Below are 19,246 nucleotides of genomic sequence, written 5' to 3'. Positions count from 1 at the left end.
CTATCTAAAATACTAAAAATATGTAAAATATTCTATAAAATACGTCGCGCGTGATTGAAAGCATAGCTCCAATAGCCTTCACTTAAAGAAGAAACCAGTACGCCACGGGATGTAGTGGAATGTATAAATTGAATGTCTTTTCCCTTTACTTCCACAACTAGACCAACATGGTTAATTCTCCGGCTATTTTTATTGGTGGTAAAAAAAAGAAGATCGCCTTCTTCCACATCTTTCACCTTTATTTTTTTACCTTGTGTAGCCATCATATAAGAGGCGCGTTGTAGGGCTATGTCATTTTCTTTAAAAGAGGTGTAAATAAGTCCGGAGCAATCCATTCCTCTTTTGGTTGTGCCACCATATTTATAAGGTGTTCCATTATAAGAAAGTGCCGTTTTAATTATCTTATCGGTTTCTTTAGATCCTTTTTTCTTTTTGTAGTTGTTGTCTTCTTTTGTAGTTGTATTCCCTTTAACAGAAACGGTTTTTGTTTTTTTTGAAGATCCGCAAGAGGCTATAAGAACGGAAGTAAAAAGAATAATCAGAAAATTTTTCATAAAAGTAGATTCGGGTTTTCAGGCAAATTAAGAAATTTTATTAAAAATAAGCTCCGCGGTTTTCTTGCTGGCACCTTTTCCTCCCAATTTTTTTTCCAGTTCAAAGTAATCCAGAAAGATACGTTCCCTAATTTCCGGAGAAAGTATTTTTTCCAATTCTCTCTTTAAATTTTTGGTGGTGAGATCGTTTTGTATTAACTCTTTTACCACCTCTTTATCCATTATTAAATTAACCAAAGAAATATATTTTAGGGTAATAATTCGTTTGGCAATTTGGTAACTTACCCAATTTCCTTTATAACAAACTACTTCCGGCACTTTGAATAGCGCAGTCTCAAGGGTAGCAGTTCCACTAGTTACTAAGGCAGCTTTGGAAACGCTTAAAAGATCGTAGGTTTTACCCGTTACAAAGTGAACGTTGTGTTTTCCTATAAATTGCTCGTAGAAATTATATTCTTGGCTTGGGGCACCAGCTATAACAAATTGGTAATCGGTAAAATCGTCTACCACGCTTAGCATGATGGAAAGCATATTGGTGATTTCTTGTTTTCGGCTTCCCGGCAACAGGGCAATGATCTCCCTTTCATCCAAACCATTTTCTTTTCTAAAATCATTTGGGAGTACTTGTTTTCTGTTTCCAATAGCATCCAGCAGCGGGTGGCCAACAAAATTTACGGGATAACCGTGTTTTTCTTCATAAAACTCTTTCTCAAAAGGGAGAATTACGAACATTTCGTCAATATCCCTTTTAATACTTTCAATTCTTTTTTCCCTTGATGCCCATATTTGCGGGGAAACATAGTAAAAGGTTCTAAAATTATTTTCTTTGGCCCATTTGGCAATTCGAAGATTGAAGCCAGAGTAGTCTATAAAAATTAAAACATCTGGTCTAAAAGCTTCAATATCTTTTTTACAGAATTTTATATTGGAAAAGATGGTACGCAGGTTCATTATCACTTCAAAGAAGCCCATAAAAGATTGCTCTTTGTAGTGTTTTACCAAATCCAGTCCGGCAGCTTGCATTAAATCTCCTCCCCATCCTCTAAAAGATGCTTCTGAATCAACTTTTTTTAGCTCTTTTATAAGGTTGGAAGCATGCAAATCCCCAGATGCTTCGCCAGCTATGATGTAATATTTCAATGTTTAAATTTTAATAATTACCAAGAACAATAATTCTATCCCTCATGAAAAGGTTAATTCCCCGAATTTCTACTCAAAATTAGGTAAATAATACTTCCGTTTATATGCTTTCTTCTCCTGCCTGTTGAGAAAATAAACTTTTCTGAAAATAGCTGATTTAAAAAATCTTTAGCAACAAGATAACAATTGCCGTTAAAAATGTGGCTATTAATACTCCTTTTGCACGATGGTCCCTTTTTAATTTAATAAATCCGAAAAAAGCGGCAAGGTTCAATAAAGCTCCTAAAGCCAATAAACTTCCCAAATGTCCCTGTTCCCTTGCAACTTGTATGGTGGTGACAATACTAAGGTCGGAAAACAGGAGTATGTAAGATAAGAATCCGATTACATTTGCTATGATGCCTACGACAAAACCGATAAATACTTCTTTTTTAATCATTTAAACTCCAAGTATTAAGGTCTTGAATAGCATGATGAGCCGTTAAATCGAATTGAACCGGCACAACCGATACATAACCATTCTCTAAAGCCCATTCGTCGGTGTCCTCACCCTTATCCTGATTTACAAATTTACCAGTAAGCCAGTAATATTCGCGTCCCATCGGATTGGTTCGTTTATCGAATTCTTCTACCCATCTCGCTCTTGCTTGGCGGCAAACCTTTATTCCTTTTAAAGAATCTTCTTTCATCTTCGGAAAATTCACGTTGAGCACCACACCTTTGGGCATCCCGTTTTTTAAAGCACTTTCGGTAATGGTTTTAACATATTTCTTCACGCTTTCAAAATTTGCTTCCCAAGAATAGTCGCACAAAGAAAACCCAATTGCGGGAATACCTTCTACACCAGCCTCCACTGCCGCACTCATTGTGCCAGAATAGATAACGTTTATAGAGGAGTTAGAGCCGTGATTAATACCACTAACACAAATATCGGGCTTTTTGTTCAAGATCTCATTCACTGCCAATTTTACACAATCAGCTGGCGTTCCACTGCAGCTGTATTCCAATTGTATGTCGTCTTGGTTAATGGTTATGGGGCTACAGTAAAGGGTGGAGTTAACCGTTATGGCATGTCCCATTCCACTTTGCGGACTATCGGGAGCAACCACAATTACTTCCCCAATTTCATTCATAACCTCAATTAAAGCTCGTATTCCTGGAGCCGTGATACCGTCGTCGTTGGTGACAAGTATGAGTGGCTTTTTTTTCATAATATCTTTAAATTATAATGCTAAAATAATCATTTTAAAACTTGCTGAGTTCAACCCATAAGTGCAAAACATTTGTTTCTTAGGACTTCAATTGGGTTTTGGTAATTAAATTTTCTAATCGGTCTGTAATTTAGTAATCTTTCAACTTCTTTTATTCTTTTTTCTGAGACTTTTCTCAGGTCTGTTTTCTTCGGAAAAAATCTTCTTATCACACCTATTCTATTCTCTACGGTTCCTTTATCCTGTGATGTATAAGGTCTGGTAAAGTATGTTTTTGCGTTGAGGAGCCTTCCTATTTTTTGATGCTGTGCAAACTCCTTTCCGTTATCGAAGGTCAAGGTCTTCACCCAAGATGAACTGAAGTTGGTGAGCCTCTTCTCCATTTTTTCATATACCTCCCCAGCTTCTTTCCCACTTAGTTTTTCCATCATCGTTACCAATGTGGCCCTGTCTGTCATTACCAAAAGAGCCGATCTGTGATTGCTTCCCATCATCAGGTCTACTTCAATATCGCCTATACGCTCACGGTGGTCCAGCACATCTGGGCGCTGGTCAATTCCTACACGGTTTTTAATGGCTCCCCGCTTATCCTTGGCGTTCCCTCTCTTTTGCCTCCTGCTACCATGCTTGAGATCTTTGTAGAGTTTAGCGTATTTAGCATCTGCCTTTTTCTTGCTCTTCTTAACGCTCCATATCCACTGGTATATTGTCTCGTGGCTCACACAGGTTTCCTCTTCAATAGCTAAGCGTTTGCTTATAAGTTCTGGACTCCACTTTTCATAACGGAGCAAACCCGCGATACGCTCTTTCAACTGTTCCGTGAGCTGTAATTTCTTGGGCTTCATTTTATGCCTGTTATCTGCTCTTCGCTGTGCATTTTTGGCTATATAGCTGCCAGCGGTCTTTCCCCGTTTGGCAATGTTCCTAGATAACTCCCTGTAAACGGTACAGGGGTCGACCCCGATAATTATAGCTATTTCACTTTTACTGATTTCTGTTTCCAATAAGGCTTCAATTTGATACCTTTGGTGGATGGTCAATTGTTTGTATTTTTTCATGCAAGATTAATATAACAATTGGTCCTAAAACTCTTGGGGCTAGCCCCAAGAGTTTTAAATATTAATTTTGCACTTATTCCTTGAACTTAGACTTAAAGAATAACTAAGTTCAACATACTGTTTCATTATTTCCAAGCGCTTCCAACGCTTCATTTTAACAAAAAATAAAAGATTTTCTTAAACTAATGTTGAATAATAGGCGTTTAACAAAATATTAGTTGGTTTGTAAGGTTGTGGCACGATTTTTTCCTTATTTTAGTTGATCTTAAAATAAAGAAGTAAAATAAGAAACTCCTGTTAATTTTGAGTATGTATAATTGAAGGGATTTTTATATATTAAAATCAAATGTCAAGAACAGCTTGTTCTCAGAAAAATTTTCAGGAAAAAAATGTTAATGCGTAGAGATTCGATCTCTTTAAAAAAGTTATAAATGAAAAGGAAATTTGTGTATTTGTTGGCAGCGTTACTTATCTCTGCTGCATCGTGTAGTTTTACCAATAAAACGTTCGATAACCCAGATAAGGACAAACTTTTAATAGATTTAATATCTTACGTACTCGAAAATGGTCATTTTAGTCCGAAAGACATCAATGACGATTTTTCTGAACACATTTACGATAATTATATTGAAGCTTTAGATCCACTTAAGCGTTATTTCCTTCAAAGCGATATCGATGAATTTAAAAAATATCGTTCTGCGATCGATGACCAGATAAAAACTTCAGATCTTACTTTTTTCAATCTTACTTACGACCGATTAATGCAACGTATGGACGAAGCCTCCGTAATGTACAAAGACGTTTTGGAGAAGCCTTTTGACTATACTGAAGATGAAACGATTGATGTGGATTATGAAAATCTCCCATATGCAAAAAATAAGGAAGAGCTTTGGCAGCGTTGGAGAAAACAATTAAAGTTTTCTACCATCGAGCGTTACGTGAGTGCTTTGGAAATGAATGAAAACAAAGACGGAGAGGTGGCTTCTGAAAATGATAAAGAAATGACTTCGGAAGGTGTTGAAGAAGTGATGGGTGAAGATGACGAGTTCGCAGACACGGAAGACGCCATAGATGAAGAAGTAGCAAAAGACCCTGTAGCCTTGGAAAAAGAAACACGGGAAGCTACCAAAAAAACCATAGGTGAGTATTTCGACTTTATGGAAGACTTAGAACGTAAAGATTGGTTTGGGGTTTACTTGAATTCAATCGTAGAAGAATTTGATCCTCATACCTTCTATTTCGCCCCAGACGATAAGGAGCGTTTCGATGTTAGTATTTCTGGAAAGTTTGAAGGAATAGGGGCGAGGTTGCAAAAGAAAAACGACCATATTAAAATTATAGAAGTAATCTCTGGTGGTCCCGCTTGGAGAGGAGAAAAATTAGAAGTTGGAGACGAGATCATGAAAGTGGGGCAAGAGAACGAAACTCCAGTGAGTGTAGTTGGGATGCGTCTGGAAGATGCGGTTAAACTTATAAAGGGTCCAAAAGGATCTAAGGTTTTATTAACCATTAAGCGTATTGATGGCACCATAGACGAAGTGGCCATAGAACGGGATGTGGTAGAATTGGAAGAATCATACGCCAAGTCTTCCGTAGTGAAAAAAGGGGATAAAACTTTCGGAGTTATCAACCTACCTAAGTTTTATATAGATTTCGATGATTATAAGAATAGAAATGCCGCTTCGGACGTGGCCAAGGAAATTGAAGAAATGAAAAATGCCGGAGTTCAAGGATTGGTTCTTGATCTAAGGGATAATGGCGGAGGATCTTTAAAAACAGTCGTGGATATGGCCGGACTTTTTATAAAAGAAGGGCCAATCGTTCAGGTGAAGTCTACTGGGCAGAAAAAAGAAGTTTTGTCGGATACAGACGACCGTGTTCAATGGGACGGGCCTTTGGTTATTCTTGTGAATGAATTGTCGGCTTCCGCTTCAGAAATTTTGGCTGCAGCTATGCAAGATTATAAAAGAGCCATCATTCTTGGTAGCAAGCAAACCTACGGGAAAGGTACCGTTCAAAATGTAATCGACTTAAACCAGTTCCTTCGTGGAAACAATGAATATGGAGACGTGGGAGCTTTAAAAGTGACTACCCAGAAATTCTATCGTATTAACGGTGGTTCTACTCAGTTGGAGGGTGTTAAGAGCGATGTGGTGGTTCCAGATAGATATAGTTATAGCAACATCGGAGAAAAAGATCAAGAGAATCCCCTTCCATGGGATAAAATTGAGTCTGTAAAATATGAAGACTGGGCTGGCTATATCGATTATGAAGAAACCATTGAAAGAAGTAAAAACAGAATGGCCAATAACGACCAACTGAACTTGATAGACAAAAATGCACAGTGGGTTAAAAAACAACAAGAAGACAAAACATATCCTTTAAATCTAGAAAAGTACAAAACAGAAATAGATAAAGACGAAGAGGTTTTAAAAGAATTCAGAAAAATATCAGATTATAAAACCAATCTTAGCTTCGAATCGCTTCCTTATGAAGTGGATCTAATGGCGAAAGATAGCGTGTTAAAAGAGAAAAGGCAACGTTGGCATAAAAACCTATCTAAAGATGTTTATATTGAAGAGGCTGTAAATGTCTTGGAAGATTTAAAAATGAATAACATTCAAAAACACAAAGTGGTAGATGTAAAAGGATAATCTTAGCATTACCAAAAATAGAAATGAAAGGCTCGGGACTTATGTTTTGAGCCTTTTTTACGTTCTACAACCATTCATTAATTCGGTTGGCGTCCAGTTTTAGAAATATAAAAAGCAGTATGGTGAAACCAATAAGTCCGGAGCCACCGTAGCTAAAGAAAGGAAGTGGGATCCCTACTGTTGGGAGCAGCCCGATGACCATTCCTACATTAATGGCAAAATGAAAGAAGAGAATGGATGCTACAGAGTATCCGTAAATTCTGCTAAAGATGGATTTTTGCCTTTCCGCTAAAAATAAAAGCCTTAAAATAAGTAGGGCAAACAAAACCACTACCACAGAGCTACCAACAAACCCCCATTCTTCGCCTACGGTGCTAAAAATATAATCGGTGTGTTGTTCTGGTACAAAATTCCCTTTGGTACGCGTACCTTCCAAAAAACCTTTTCCTGTGAGCCCGCCAGAACCTATGGCAGATTCAGATTGGTAGGTGTTGTAACCAATGGTTTTTCTTATATATTCCAATTTCGCAGGATCATCCTCTAAACGCAACCACAGGCTTAATCGATCCCTGTGGCGTTGTTCGAAAACATTGTTATATATAAAATCCACACTATAGGAAAAGATGGTGGCGGTTATTAAAATCAAAACCAACTGAAAAATGGATACTTTTTTCTTTTTTCTTTTTAGAAAATAGTAAAAAAGGCCTAGTAGTAGCGCACAGCCTAAAAATACCCATACGGTACCATAGAGAAGGGTTGTTGCAAACAGCAGCACAGCAAATACACCTATAAGTAAATAAAGAGGGTGAAGTCCTTCCCTGTACAATACAAAGAAAAAACAGGCATACACCAAGGCACTACCTGGATCTGGCTGTGGAATAATAAGCAAGGCCGGGAGACTAATAATAACAAATGCACGTAAAAGGTCTTTAAAGCTATAGATATCCGTTTGTATGTCGCTTAAAAATTTTGCCAGGGCAAGCGCTGTGGCCGCTTTGGCAAACTCGGATGGCTGGAGCGTCATTCCCCCAATAGCATACCAAGAAGTAGCGCCGTTTACATTTTTCCCAAAAATAAATAACCCTGCCAGTGATAATAAAGAAAGTAAGTAAATAATGCCAGCAAATCGTTCGTAAAACTTAGCTTCCACCGAAAGTATTAAAATAATAAGGCAGATGCTTACAATAATGAAAATCAACTGTTTTCCATAATACGACGAGGTATTTAAAATACTTCCCGCTTCCCCAGTATAAGATGCAGAATAAATATTAAGCCAACCAATAAATACCAACAGTGCATATAATAAAACTGTAAACCAGTCTAACTTCTTTAAAAAACTACTCATTTAGGGCAAAGGTTTTTCTTTTTTCTCTTCTTGCGGCCATTTAATAAACTTTTTACCGTCGTTTATAGTGAAGGATTCACCGCTTAGAGGTTTTGCGTATTCGTCTTCGAGACTTCCTTCCAACAAATAATCTTCCATATCTGTTCGGGTAATCTCACCTTTAATGTATTTTTCAATCATTAAACTGGCAATTTTTCCTGCCCAACGACTTCCCCAATATCCATTTTCAACAAATACGGCAATGGCAATTTTAGGGTCTTCAATAGGGGCAAAAGCTACAAATATGGAGTGATCTGTAAGTTGCACTCTTTTTCCCTCTATTTTAGTAAAGTTTTCTGCAGTTCCCGTTTTTCCGGCAATACTAATTCCAGGAATCTGCAGCCATTGGGCAGTACCGCTATTATAAACATCGTACATTCCTTGGATTACAGGATCGAAATTTTCGGCGTCGATAGTTGTTTGGTGTTTCTCAACAAACTTATGGGCGATGGTGTCATTTTCAATGTTCTTGATAATATGAGGGGTGTAGTAATATCCTCTATTGGCAATAGTTGCGGTTAAATTAGCTAATTGAATGGGAGTTGTAAGCACTTCCCCTTGCCCAATTGCGTTGGAAAGAGTATTTGTGGCAAACCATCTCCGTTCACCATAAACGGCATTGTAATAATCTGCATCTGGTATTTTTCCCGATTTACCTGTGGGAAGATCATATCCCAAAAAATCGCCTAAACCAAAGCTTTCTACATGTTTTTCCCATGTATTCACGCCTTCCGCAGAGGTTGGGTATTTCTCTATAATTCTTCTATATGTATTTGCAAAATAAGCGTTGCAAGACTCCCGTATACCGCGGTTAAGATTGTTACGGGCTCCCGACGGACAGTGGCAGCCCATGAAAGAATTTCGCCCATAGCGATATCCATGATAACAGGTAAAGGTTGTGCCCTCATCGATTACGCCTTCCTGCAGGCCAATAAGCGCATTGATAGTTTTAAAGGGTGATCCTGGAGGATACATCGCAAGAAGGCCACGATCGTACAAAGGCTTTGCGATGGAGTCGTTATAGAGCCTTGTATAGTTTTTAGAACGCTTCCTGCCTACCAATAAATCGGGATCGTAAGTAGGCGCCGAAACAAGGGTTAGAATTTGACCTGTTTTGGGTTCTATTGCTACAATACCACCTCTTTTATGCACCATTAATTCTTCTCCATATTTCTGCAGATCATTATCAATGGTTAAATGAATATCTTTTCCTGGTACTGGCAGCGTATCGAAAATTCCGTCTTTATAAGAGCCAATAACTCGGTTAAAGCGGTCTTTTTGAATAAATTTCACGCCCTTTCTTCCTCTTAAGACTTCTTCATATTCTTTTTCTACCCCTTGGCGACCTATTAATTCCCCAGATTGATAATATGAATATTTTTTTAGTTCCCATTCGTTAACCTCACTGATATAGCCCAGTACATTGGCTCCAGCATCCGTCATATAATGCCGTAAAGACCTTTTCTGAATATAAAACCCTTCATATTTGCGCATTTTCTCCTGTAAAATGGCATATTCCTCTTTAGATAATTGTGGAACAAATACCGATGGTAGGCGTGGCGAATAGGTATATGCTTTGTTGTATTTTTCTGTGAATTGTTCTTTGGAAATATTCAGTAAAGAACAAAATTCGAGGGTGTCTAAGGGTTTTACATCCCTAGGGATAACCATGACATCGTAAGAAGGTTGATTGGCCACCAGTAATTTTCCGTTACGGTCGTAAATATGGCCACGCTCAGGATAATCGTAAACCGCCTTAATCGCCGTGTCGTTTAAGGGATTTTTACTGGTGTAATCTATTAATTGTAGATACGACAGTCGCCCTATATAAACTATAGCGATGATTATTATGATAGATGATAAGAGAAATTTTCTCATTTACTTTTCCTACTAAACAGTGAGATAAAAATTAAACACAAAATTAAGGTGAATATTGCTGAAAATACTGTTTTTTTTAGAATTAGCAATATGTGTGCAAAACTAAATATCTCTAAGCTGAAAAGTATGAAGTGATGTGTTAAAATTAAGATAATGAGGTAGTTAATTCTTTGACCGAATAATGTTTTTTCGATTTTTATGTTATGATAATCGTAACTGATACCAAAAACCGATCTCATCATCAAAGGTCTTAAATAGGCAACACTTACCGATGCCGCGGCATGAACGCCCCCACTGTCGCTAAAAATGTCGATGCAAAGCCCAAGTAGAAACGAAAAAAACAGAAATGGAATCCTATTATCTTTATCGAAAGGAAAGAAAACGATAAATAATATGTAAATATATGGGTTAATATACCCTAAGAAGTTAATATGGTTAAATATGGTCACCTGGAGGAGCACCAAAACGACAAATCTGATGGTAATTATAAATGCAGTTTTATTCATCGATGCTGTTTTCGAGGGTTAAAATTTCTTCTCTGTTTAGATTTTCAATAACATAGACGTGATCTAACGTCGTCATGTCGTTGAATAATTTCACATCGATTAAATAATAGTTTTTCGATGCATCCAAAGAAAATTCTTCAATGGTTCCAATTGGAATTCCTTTTGGGAAAATGCTAGACATACCACCGGTAATTATGGTATCTCCCTTTTTTACATTCGCAGATCTTAAAATGTCTACCAGTTGTACCGTTCTAAAGTTTTTACCATTCCATTTTAGGGAGCCAAAATTATCGGTATTGGCTACGGAAGCATTAATCTCCGACAAAGAATTCAAGACCGATTGAACATTCGCATAGCCGGTGGAAGTGTTTTCAATAATCCCAATAATTCCTTTAGAGGTAATAACCCCCATATCTTGTGAAATACTGTCGTTTTCGCCCTTGTTGATTAAGAGGTAGTTTCTCTTTTTGTTGTAACTGTTTTTTATAATATTAGCGCTGTAAAGCCTGTAATCGCTGTATAAAGAATCCTTGTAAAGTGTAGAGTCTTTTACATCAATATTTTTATTTAAGAGGATTTTTCGCAATTGTATATTTTCTTCAACCAACTGCTTGTTGTATTCTTTAAGGTGGAAGTAATCTGAAATTTGATTGGTTTTATTGTAGATATTGCCACTCAACCAATTTGCAGAATTGAAAAACTTTAATTTTTGATAAGAATGCGTTTGTACCGTGAGAAATAGCGAAAAGAAAAAAAGCAATAGAAAAACAATAAAGGTTTTATTCTTTATTAAAAAATTGACTATTTGTTGCATCCACTCTTACTATTTTATCAAGATTGGTTTGTACTTCTCTAAGTTCTTCAATGCAATACCAGTTCCTCTAACCACGGCTCTTAAAGGATCTTCTGCAATATAAACAGGCAGATCCGTTTTTTGCGAAATACGTTTATCAAGTCCGCGGAGCATAGAACCACCACCGGCTAAATAGATACCAGTATTATAGATGTCTGCTGCCAATTCTGGAGGTGTTTGAGAAAGCGTTTCCATAACAGCATCTTCAATTCTTAAAATGGATTTGTCCAAGGCTTTGGCAATTTCCCTGTAGGAAATTTGTACCTGTTTTGGCTTTCCAGTTAAAAGATCACGTCCTTGAACACTCATTTCTTCTGGTGGGATCTCTAAATCTTCAGTAGCGGCACCAATGGCAATTTTTATATTTTCGGCCGTAGTCTCCCCAACATATAAGTTGTGCTGTGTACGCATGTAATAGATAATATCGTTGGTAAATACATCCCCTGCAATTTTAACTGATTTATCGCAGACAATACCACCTAAAGCAATTACTGCAATTTCGGTAGTTCCACCTCCTATATCTACAATCATGTTTCCTTTGGGCTGCATGATATCGAGGCCTATACCAATGGCGGCCGCCATTGGTTCGTGTATTAAGTATACTTCTTTACCATTTACACGCTCGGCAGATTCTTTAACCGCACGCATTTCTACTTCTGTAATCCCAGATGGGATACAAATAACCATTTTAAGAGTAGGTTGGAAGAACCGCTTTTTTAATGCTGGAATTCCTTTAATGAACATATTGATCATTTTTTCGGAAGCATCAAAATCGGCAATTACCCCATCTTTTAACGGTCGTATTGTTTTTATATTTTCATGGGTTTTACCTTGCATCATGCTGGCTTCTTTACCAACGGCAATAATTTTGCCAGTCATTCTATCCCTGGCTACAATAGAAGGGCTATCCACAACAACCTTGTCGTTGTGAATAATCAGCGTGTTGGCCGTCCCAAGGTCTATAGCAATTTCTTCTGTTAGGAAGTCAAAAAATCCCATGAATTATTCTGATGTTAGTCTTGTTATTCCCAAAATTGGGGTTTAAATTTTGAAGGTTGTACTTCTTAATTTGCCTACCAAAATATCTAAAATATTGAAATTTTTATGTTCTTTTAGCCTGTTTTTAAAAATGGAATTTTCTTATCCAAATATACTTTATCATACTGAAGCTTAGTTCAGCACAGGCGCTCAGCATGAAATTTATAACAACTGTTTAGACATTCTGGGATTCTAAAATTTAATTCTTTCAAATGTAAGAAATTAATGTTTAAAATGGCGTGTTCCTGTAAACACCATGGCTACATTATTTTCATTACAATAATCGATACTTAATTGATCTTTTATAGAGCCTCCTGGTTGAATTACAGCTGTGATTCCTGCTTTATCTGCTATTTCCACACAATCTGGGAATGGAAAGAAAGCATCACTAGCCATACTGGCCCCATGAAGATCAAAACTAAACGATTTAGCTTTTTCAATGGCTTGTCTCAATGCATCCACTCTACTGGTTTGTCCCGTTCCGCTAGCGCACAGCTGCATATTCTTGGCAAACACTATAGTGTTGGATTTTGTATGCTTACATATTTTGGAAGCAAACAATAAATCCTTTAACTCATTTTCTGTTGGTTTATTGTTGGTTTCATAAGAAAGGTCTTTCAACACATCGGTTTTTAGGTCTTTGTCTTGAACCAATACACCATTTAAGCAGGAACGAACCGAAGAACTTGGAAGTTCAATATCTTTTTGAACCAAGATGATTCTATTTTTCTTCCCTTTTAATATTTCCATGGCTTCTTCTGAATAAGAAGGAGCAATTACCACTTCGCAGAATAAAGTATGTATTTCGTTAGCGGTGTCGGCATCTATTTCGGTATTGGCAATTAAAATCCCACCAAAAGCCGATACAGGGTCTCCTGCCAATGCATCGATGTACGCTTCTTTTATAGTAGGCCTTGTGGCAACACCACAGGCGTTGTTGTGTTTTAAAATGGCAAATGTCGGGTCGTCGTTTTTAAACTCCCCCATTAAGTTTACGGCCGCATCTACATCCAGCAAGTTGTTGTAAGACAATTCTTTTCCATGAAGTTTATCGAACATCTCATCCATCTTTCCGTAGAAATATCCTTTCTGATGTGGGTTCTCTCCATAACGCAATTCTTGCCCTTTGGATTCACTTACTTTAAAGGCTTCCAGTTTTTCAGTAGAATTAAAATAGTTGAAGATTGCGCTATCGTAATGCGATGACACATTAAAGGCTTTAGCGGCAAACCTTCTTCGATCTTCCATGGAGGTTTCTCCATTTTGATTTACTAAAATGCTAAGCACTTCGCTGTAATCTTCCATAGAAGAAACGCAAAGTACATCTTTAGAGTTTTTTGCGGCAGCTCTTATAAGAGAGATTCCGCCAATATCAATCTTTTCAATAATATCCTGTTCGTTGGCTCCGCTGGCTACCGTTTTTTCAAAAGGATACAAATCAACAATAACAATGTCTAACTGCGGAATTTCGTACTGCTTTAATTCAGCAACATCGCCTTCGTGATCTTGTCTGTTTAAAATTCCACCAAAAACTTTAGGGTGCAGGGTTTTTACGCGCCCACCCAAAATAGATGGATAGCTGGTTACATCTTCTACAGGAATTACGTCGATCCCGAGATCTTTTATAAATTTCTCGGTTCCTCCGGTAGAATAAATGGTAACTCCAAATTCATCTAATTTTTTTACGATTGGTTCTAATCCGTCTTTGTTGAAAACAGAAATTAAAGCCGATTTGGCTTGTTTTAGATCACTCATTGTTATTGTGTTGTTTTGGTTTGCAAAAGTAATTTATTTGCATTAAATAGTTGTGTTCTGTAAAAGAAAATGTTGTTCTAAAATACGAAAAGCACTGCTTTTTTAAGCAAGGATTTTTGCCACTTCGGCATTTACAAACTCTAAGAAATCCTCATCTTCTTGGGTAAATGGATCTGCGGTATTGGAATCGATATCAATCTGTCCTATATTTTCTCCATTTAAAAAGAGCGGGATTACAATTTCTGCTTTTACAAATATGCTGCAAGCAATATAATTGTCTTGTGCTTTAACGTCTGGTACTACAAAATTTTTGTTGGAAACGGCTACCTGTCCACAAATCCCTTTTCCGAAGGGGATAATTGTATGGTCGGTAGGTTCTCCTGCAAAAGAACGTAGCTTTAATTCTTCTTTATCTCCATTTTTAAAATAAAAACCTACCCAATCGTAATAGGGGATATTGGTTTGGAGGAGTTCGCAAATTTTAGTGAGTTTATCGTCAACAGAAATTCCGCTCTGCGCGATAATATTTTTAATTTCGGTCTTTAATGAGTCGAATGCCATTTATTAAATTTTGGCAAAGGTAACACAAAGTTAGCTGCTTCTAAAGTGAAGATTAAGGAAATGCGCCCATCGTAGGTACAATTTCTTAATACTTTTTTGGTTCTTTTTAACATTACGGGGCAGTTTCGAAAATTTATTGTTATTTTAGTTTTCTTAACTAATAAAATAATCAAAAAGATGAAAAAAATAGTTCTAGGTGCAGCCATGTTATTTGTATTTGGCGGTGCTTTTGTTTCGTGTAAAGAAACCGAGGAAAAGAAAGAAGTAATTATTAAAGAAGAGTCTACAGAAGTTGAAGAAGAAGGTATACTTGAAAGAGCTGGAAAAGAAGTTGATGAAGAAGTGAATGAAGAAATCGATGAAACGATCGAAAAAATAGGGGACGAAGATTAATTCTTTGTTCTGCAATAATAGTAAAGTCCGCTGTATCGCGGACTTTATTTTTTATGATGGAAGCGGAATGTAAGAGTTGTCGTTTGCAACTTTTGGAAATTCTTTGTTTTTCCATTTTTCCTTCGCTTTTTCTATGGAATCTTTTTCTGAAGCCACAAAATTCCAAAAAATGTGTCTTTCTTCTTCAAAAGGTTCACCTCCAAATAAAAGTAAGTGAGTGTTTTCTGCAACTATAACTTGGCAGGCATCTTCTGTTTTTGAGACCACCATATTTCCCGCTTTAATTTCTTCTCCGCAGGCACTTATCTGGCCTTTTACCACACAAATTCCAATTTCCCCTTTCACTTGATCTACAATTTGTAAATCGGTTTCCTTAGTAGTTTTAATTTCAATCATAAATAAATTGGAGTGGACTGGTACCGGTGCCTTTCTTCCAAATCCAGTTCCAGCAATAAGAGTGTAGTACGCACCATTTTCTTCCCATTTGGGAAGTGCATCTCTTTCAATATGATGAAATTCGGGATTCATGGTTTCTAGTTCCTTAGGTAGCGCTACCCATATTTGAAAACCGTGCATGGTGGTTTCAATAGAGTTTCTAAGGTGTTCGGGAGTGCGTTCGGTATGCGTTACCCCGCTGCCGGCAGTCATCCAATTTACAGCTCCTGCTTTTATAATCTGGTCGCTCCCAATACTATCGCGATGCCTCAGTTCTCCTTCAAACAAATAGGTAAGCGTAGAAAGTCCGATGTGTGGATGTTGACCTATATCTACATAAGATCCTTCCTTGATAGTGGCCGGTCCCATATGGTCTATAAAAATAAACGGACCAACCATTCTTTTTTTTCTGAAGGGGAGTAACCTTCCCACTAAAAAATCGCCAATATCCCTGGCGCGTTCTTCAATAATTAATCCTTTGTTAGACATTTTTGCTTTAAAATTACACAGAAAGCTTTAGATGTGCCATATTAATTTACTCTTTCGAAAAGATCTCAGTATTTCCCAGTTCCCATACTGGCAACAATTTCGATATGATTTTTTTGTTCTCTTTGGCAATATTTTGTGTTTCGTAAGGGTCTTTCAGTTCATTATACAATTCCAGCGTTGGTGTTTCATTTCTGAAGTATTTGGTAAAGCGGTAGTTGGTAGTCCTTAAGGAAATCCCTTTATTAAAATAACTATAGGCCGTATTTCTCCATTTTTCGGTTTTTGGGTTGTTCATTAATCCTACCATGCTATTTCCATCTATTTTATTAGTTAAATCGATGCCTGAAAATTCCAACAGGGTTGGATATATGTCTGTAGTGCTTACAATTTGGTCGATTTGTTTTGACTTGCTATTGGGATGTTTAATGATTAAGACGCTTTTTAGAGCCATGTCGAAAATGGTATGTTTTCCCCAAACCATTTGATCTCCCAAATGCCAACCGTGATCCCCCCAAACCACTATAATGGTGTTATCGGCTAAACCATTTTCTTCCAATGCTTTCAATACCGTTCCAATTTGGGCATCTACATAACTAACAGCCGCCAAATAGCCGTGTTTTACTTTTCTTGCATAATCATCGCTAAGGGTATTTTCTAGGCTTGCTTTTTCTTCTCCTAATTTATATCTGTTGAATTCATTACTATTGTGAAGACTTGCTTTGGAAACATTTTCTGGTATTTTTGAAAATGGTGCAAGTGGAATCTTTGTTTCATCATACAGGTCCCAATACTTTTTAGGGGCTGTAAACGGTAAATGTGGCTTAAAAAACCCAACTCCCAAAAAGAATGGCTGATTTTTACTTTTTAGTTCGCTTAGTTTTTTAATTGCCAACTCGGCTGTTAGTCCGTCGGGGTAACCTGTGTCTTCAACCTCTGCAGCTTCGTAAGGCTTTACCATATTCTCTAGGTCGTTACGGTTACTGCCATCGGCATATCCAAAAAAAGCATTGTGCCCAGTTCCCCATTTTCCTGAATCAAAAAGCATTTCATCCCAGCTACCTGGAAGTTCGAGTACATTGCTTTTAGGTTCCCGATAGCCATAAACATAACCATCGGGATGATGCGATATTTTGCCAATGCCCACGGTGTAATAGCCGTTTTCCTTAAACTCCTGTAAAAAAGTCTTTGGCCTCTTATCGTTTTGTTGTTTCGCAATTTGTTCAGCCGCCGCTTGATTGGTTATGTCGACTGGTTTTTTTGGCAACAATCCCGTAAGAAGATTATATCGGGAGGCGCCACATATGGGTACGGTTACAAAGTGATTGTTAAAAAGAGTTCCTTTTTCTGCTAGTTTATCTAAGTTTGGTGAGTGTACATAATTTTTACCGTAACAGCCCAATTCGGGTCTTAAATCGTCTACAGCGATGAATAAAATATTGGGGGTGTTGGTGTTTTGGGCATTTATACTGATGCAAATGATAGCAATAAATAATCTAAGAAGGAATTTTAGCATGATTAAAATTTTAATCTAAAATACGTATTCCTTTCGATTGAAGATAATTCTAACAAAATGCTAACGAGAACTTTTGTAATTGTTAGTTTTTAGGGTTGACCTCAAACACCAGAAACGTTTAGTTTTTACGCATAAAAAAACCGCGATGAATCTTCTATCGCGGTTTTTGGTTTTATATGGTTTGATGATTACATCATTCCTGGCATTCCGCCACCTCCCATTGGAGGCATTGCAGGAGCGTCTTCTTTAATGTCTGTTAAAGAGCATTCCGTAGTTAAAATCATACCAGAAACAGAAGCAGCATTTTCCAATGCAATTCTAGTCACTTTAGTTGGATCGATAATACCAGCTTTCAACATTTGAACGTATTCGCCAGTCTTAGCATTGTAACCAAAGTCTCCTTTTCCATCGTATACTTTAGCTACTACAACAGATCCTTCTTTACCTGCATTCTCTACAATAGTTCTTAGAGGAGCTTCTACAGCGCGGGTAACAATTTGGATTCCAGTTTCCTCATCGTCGTTCTCTGCTTTAATTTTACTTAAAACTGCTTTAGCTCTAAGTAGTGCAACACCACCACCGGCAACAATACCTTCTTCTACGGCAGCTCTCGTTGCATGTAGGGCATCGTCCACACGATCTTTCTTTTCTTTCATTTCCACTTCAGAAGCAGCACCTACATAAAGTACAGCAACACCTCCAGCCAATTTGGCTAAACGTTCTTGAAGTTTTTCTCTATCATAGTCAGATGTAGTAGTGTCTATCTGTGCTTTGATTTGGTTTACTCTGGCTTTAATATTTTCTGCGTCCCCTCCACCGTTAACAACAGTTGTGTTGTCTTTGTCGATCGATACATTTTCAGCAGAACCAAGCATGTCTAAAGATGCATTTTCCAATGAGAAACCTCTTTCTTCAGAAATAACAGTACCACCAGTTAAGATAGCGATGTCTTCTAGCATAGCTTTACGTCTGTCTCCAAATCCTGGTGCTTTAACAGCAGCAATTTTTAATCCACCTCTAAGTTTATTTACCACCAAGGTAGCCAATGCTTGTCCGTCTACATCTTCAGCAATGATTAAAAGCGGTCTTCCAGATTGAGCTACAGGCTCTAAAATTGGAAGGATTTCCTGAAGGTTGGAAATTTTCTTATCAAATAAGAGAATATAAGGATTGTCTAATTCTGCTACCATTTTATCGGTATCGGTAACAAAATAAGGGGAAAGATATCCTCTGTCGAACTGCATTCCTTCTACAACGTCTACGTATGTATCGGTTCCTTTGGCTTCTTCAACAGTAATTACCCCTTCTTTACCAACTTTTCCAAAAGCTTGCGCAATTAGATCTCCAATGGTATCGTCGTTGTTTGCTGAAATGGCAGCAACTTGCTTAATTTTATCGGAAGAATCCCCAACTTCTTCTGCTTGTTTCTTAAGGTCTGCAACAATAGCTTCTACTGCCTTGTCGATTCCTCTTTTAAGATCCATTGGGTTGGCACCTGCAGTAACGTTTTTAAGTCCTTCTTTAACAATAGCTTGTGCAAGAACGGTAGCTGTTGTAGTACCATCTCCAGCAAGATCGTTGGTTTTAGAAGCTACTTCTTTTACCATTTGCGCTCCCATATTTTCAAGAGCATCTTCCAATTCGATCTCTTTCGCTACGGAAACACCATCTTTAGTTACCTGTGGAGCTCCAAAAGATTTATTGATAATTACATTACGTCCTTTTGGTCCTAAAGTTACTTTAACAGCATTTGCTAAAGCATCTACGCCACGTTTCAGTCCGTCACGTGCTTGAATGTCAAATTTTATATCTTTTGCCATGATT

The 19,246-nt window shown here is 37.4% G+C and carries 16 protein-coding genes; 2 read left to right on the top strand and 14 right to left on the bottom strand.

All coding sequences use genetic code 11. The features are described from left to right. Positions 1–32 precede the first annotated feature (32 nt). The 5 genes from HX109_RS03435 to HX109_RS03415 all read right to left on the bottom strand — a co-directional run bounded on the left by HX109_RS03435 (position 33) and on the right by HX109_RS03415 (position 3,963). Positions 33–554 carry a C40 family peptidase gene (locus HX109_RS03435; RefSeq protein ID WP_178949810.1) on the bottom strand — a complete coding sequence of 174 codons (522 nt, stop codon included), beginning with the start codon at positions 552–554 and terminating at the stop codon, positions 33–35. 27 nt (positions 555–581) lie between these two features. Continuing rightward, positions 582–1,694, bottom strand: a complete 1,113-nt coding sequence (gene lpxB, locus HX109_RS03430) for a lipid-A-disaccharide synthase (protein WP_178949809.1) — start codon at positions 1,692–1,694, stop codon at positions 582–584. 157 nt (positions 1,695–1,851) lie between these two features. Beyond that, the gene (locus HX109_RS03425; RefSeq protein WP_178949808.1) at positions 1,852–2,133 is read right to left on the bottom strand and encodes a hypothetical protein; all 282 of its coding nucleotides are present in this window, start codon (positions 2,131–2,133) and stop codon (positions 1,852–1,854) included. Continuing rightward, positions 2,126–2,905, bottom strand: coding sequence for a 5'/3'-nucleotidase SurE (surE, locus tag HX109_RS03420; protein WP_178949807.1), 780 nt, complete (start codon positions 2,903–2,905; stop codon positions 2,126–2,128). Before surE ends, HX109_RS03425 begins: the two co-directional genes overlap by 8 nt. 50 nt (positions 2,906–2,955) lie before the next feature. Further along, positions 2,956–3,963, bottom strand: coding sequence for an IS30 family transposase (locus HX109_RS03415; protein WP_178949235.1), 1,008 nt, complete (start codon positions 3,961–3,963; stop codon positions 2,956–2,958). Between the two features lie 431 nt (positions 3,964–4,394). On the opposite strand from HX109_RS03415, the gene HX109_RS03410 reads away from it, so the two are divergent. Then, entirely contained in the window at positions 4,395–6,617 is a 2,223-nt protein-coding gene (locus tag HX109_RS03410) for a carboxy terminal-processing peptidase (RefSeq protein ID WP_178949806.1), read from the top strand. Between the two features lie 64 nt (positions 6,618–6,681). Here the strand turns inward: HX109_RS03410 and rodA are convergent, their stop codons facing one another. The 6 genes from rodA to HX109_RS03380 all read right to left on the bottom strand — a co-directional run bounded on the left by rodA (position 6,682) and on the right by HX109_RS03380 (position 14,592). Beyond that, complete coding sequence (gene rodA, locus HX109_RS03405) at positions 6,682–7,962, bottom strand: rod shape-determining protein RodA (RefSeq protein WP_178949805.1); 1,281 nt, start codon at positions 7,960–7,962, stop codon at positions 6,682–6,684. Next, the gene (gene mrdA, locus HX109_RS03400) at positions 7,963–9,879 is read right to left on the bottom strand and encodes a penicillin-binding protein 2 (protein ID WP_178949804.1); all 1,917 of its coding nucleotides are present in this window, start codon (positions 9,877–9,879) and stop codon (positions 7,963–7,965) included. 498 nt (positions 9,880–10,377) lie between these two features. After that, on the bottom strand, positions 10,378–11,199 hold the full coding sequence (mreC, locus tag HX109_RS03395; protein ID WP_178949803.1) for a rod shape-determining protein MreC: 822 nt from the start codon (positions 11,197–11,199) through the stop codon (positions 10,378–10,380). Between the two features lie 9 nt (positions 11,200–11,208). Next, positions 11,209–12,237, bottom strand: coding sequence for a rod shape-determining protein (locus tag HX109_RS03390; protein ID WP_008612051.1), 1,029 nt, complete (start codon positions 12,235–12,237; stop codon positions 11,209–11,211). A gap of 261 nt (positions 12,238–12,498) precedes the next feature. Further along, positions 12,499–14,031, bottom strand: coding sequence for a bifunctional phosphoribosylaminoimidazolecarboxamide formyltransferase/IMP cyclohydrolase (gene purH / locus HX109_RS03385; RefSeq protein ID WP_178949802.1), 1,533 nt, complete (start codon positions 14,029–14,031; stop codon positions 12,499–12,501). A 102-nt stretch (positions 14,032–14,133) separates the two neighbouring features. Next, complete coding sequence (locus HX109_RS03380; RefSeq protein WP_178949801.1) at positions 14,134–14,592, bottom strand: GAF domain-containing protein; 459 nt, start codon at positions 14,590–14,592, stop codon at positions 14,134–14,136. 177 nt (positions 14,593–14,769) lie between these two features. Here HX109_RS03380 and HX109_RS03375 point away from each other — a divergent pair, with 177 nt between their 5' ends. Then, positions 14,770–14,985 (top strand): hypothetical protein, encoded by a 216-nt coding sequence (locus tag HX109_RS03375; protein WP_178949800.1) that lies wholly within the window; start codon positions 14,770–14,772, stop codon positions 14,983–14,985. Positions 14,986–15,036: 51 nt separating this feature from the next. Here the strand turns inward: HX109_RS03375 and HX109_RS03370 are convergent, their stop codons facing one another. From HX109_RS03370 to groL, 3 genes are all read right to left on the bottom strand, one after another. Then, the gene (locus tag HX109_RS03370; protein ID WP_178949799.1) at positions 15,037–15,909 is read right to left on the bottom strand and encodes a pirin family protein; all 873 of its coding nucleotides are present in this window, start codon (positions 15,907–15,909) and stop codon (positions 15,037–15,039) included. 46 nt (positions 15,910–15,955) lie between these two features. Beyond that, entirely contained in the window at positions 15,956–17,422 is a 1,467-nt protein-coding gene (locus HX109_RS03365) for a sulfatase (RefSeq protein ID WP_178949798.1), read from the bottom strand. Positions 17,423–17,610: 188 nt separating this feature from the next. Next, a complete protein-coding gene (gene groL, locus HX109_RS03360; RefSeq protein WP_178949797.1) occupies positions 17,611–19,242 on the bottom strand; it encodes a chaperonin GroEL in 1,632 nt (543 codons plus the stop codon). Positions 19,243–19,246: the final 4 nt, after the last annotated feature.

Origin of the sequence: Galbibacter sp. BG1 (assembly GCF_013391805.1) — a bacterium.
In the GTDB taxonomy this organism is placed as follows: domain Bacteria; phylum Bacteroidota; class Bacteroidia; order Flavobacteriales; family Flavobacteriaceae; genus Galbibacter.
Note: the sequence above shows the minus strand (reverse complement) of the source record. Positions and strands in the feature narration are given on the sequence as shown.

What these genes read in the sequence shown, in the direction of transcription:
- HX109_RS03435 (WP_178949810.1), bottom strand. Translation starts at nt 554, where the DNA reads ATGAAAAATTTTCTGATTATTCTTTTTACTTCCGTTCTTATAGCCTCT.
- HX109_RS03425 (WP_178949808.1), bottom strand. Translation starts at nt 2,133, where the DNA reads ATGATTAAAAAAGAAGTATTTATCGGTTTTGTCGTAGGCATCATAGCA.
- surE (WP_178949807.1), bottom strand. Translation starts at nt 2,905, where the DNA reads ATGAAAAAAAAGCCACTCATACTTGTCACCAACGACGACGGTATCACG.
- HX109_RS03415 (WP_178949235.1), bottom strand. Translation starts at nt 3,963, where the DNA reads ATGAAAAAATACAAACAATTGACCATCCACCAAAGGTATCAAATTGAA.
- HX109_RS03410 (WP_178949806.1), top strand. Translation starts at nt 4,395, where the DNA reads ATGAAAAGGAAATTTGTGTATTTGTTGGCAGCGTTACTTATCTCTGCT.
- rodA (WP_178949805.1), bottom strand. Translation starts at nt 7,962, where the DNA reads ATGAGTAGTTTTTTAAAGAAGTTAGACTGGTTTACAGTTTTATTATAT.
- mrdA (WP_178949804.1), bottom strand. Translation starts at nt 9,879, where the DNA reads ATGAGAAAATTTCTCTTATCATCTATCATAATAATCATCGCTATAGTT.
- mreC (WP_178949803.1), bottom strand. Translation starts at nt 11,199, where the DNA reads ATGCAACAAATAGTCAATTTTTTAATAAAGAATAAAACCTTTATTGTT.
- HX109_RS03390 (WP_008612051.1), bottom strand. Translation starts at nt 12,237, where the DNA reads ATGGGATTTTTTGACTTCCTAACAGAAGAAATTGCTATAGACCTTGGG.
- purH (WP_178949802.1), bottom strand. Translation starts at nt 14,031, where the DNA reads ATGAGTGATCTAAAACAAGCCAAATCGGCTTTAATTTCTGTTTTCAAC.
- HX109_RS03380 (WP_178949801.1), bottom strand. Translation starts at nt 14,592, where the DNA reads ATGGCATTCGACTCATTAAAGACCGAAATTAAAAATATTATCGCGCAG.
- HX109_RS03375 (WP_178949800.1), top strand. Translation starts at nt 14,770, where the DNA reads ATGAAAAAAATAGTTCTAGGTGCAGCCATGTTATTTGTATTTGGCGGT.
- HX109_RS03370 (WP_178949799.1), bottom strand. Translation starts at nt 15,909, where the DNA reads ATGTCTAACAAAGGATTAATTATTGAAGAACGCGCCAGGGATATTGGC.
- HX109_RS03365 (WP_178949798.1), bottom strand. Translation starts at nt 17,422, where the DNA reads ATGCTAAAATTCCTTCTTAGATTATTTATTGCTATCATTTGCATCAGT.
- groL (WP_178949797.1), bottom strand. Translation starts at nt 19,242, where the DNA reads ATGGCAAAAGATATAAAATTTGACATTCAAGCACGTGACGGACTGAAA.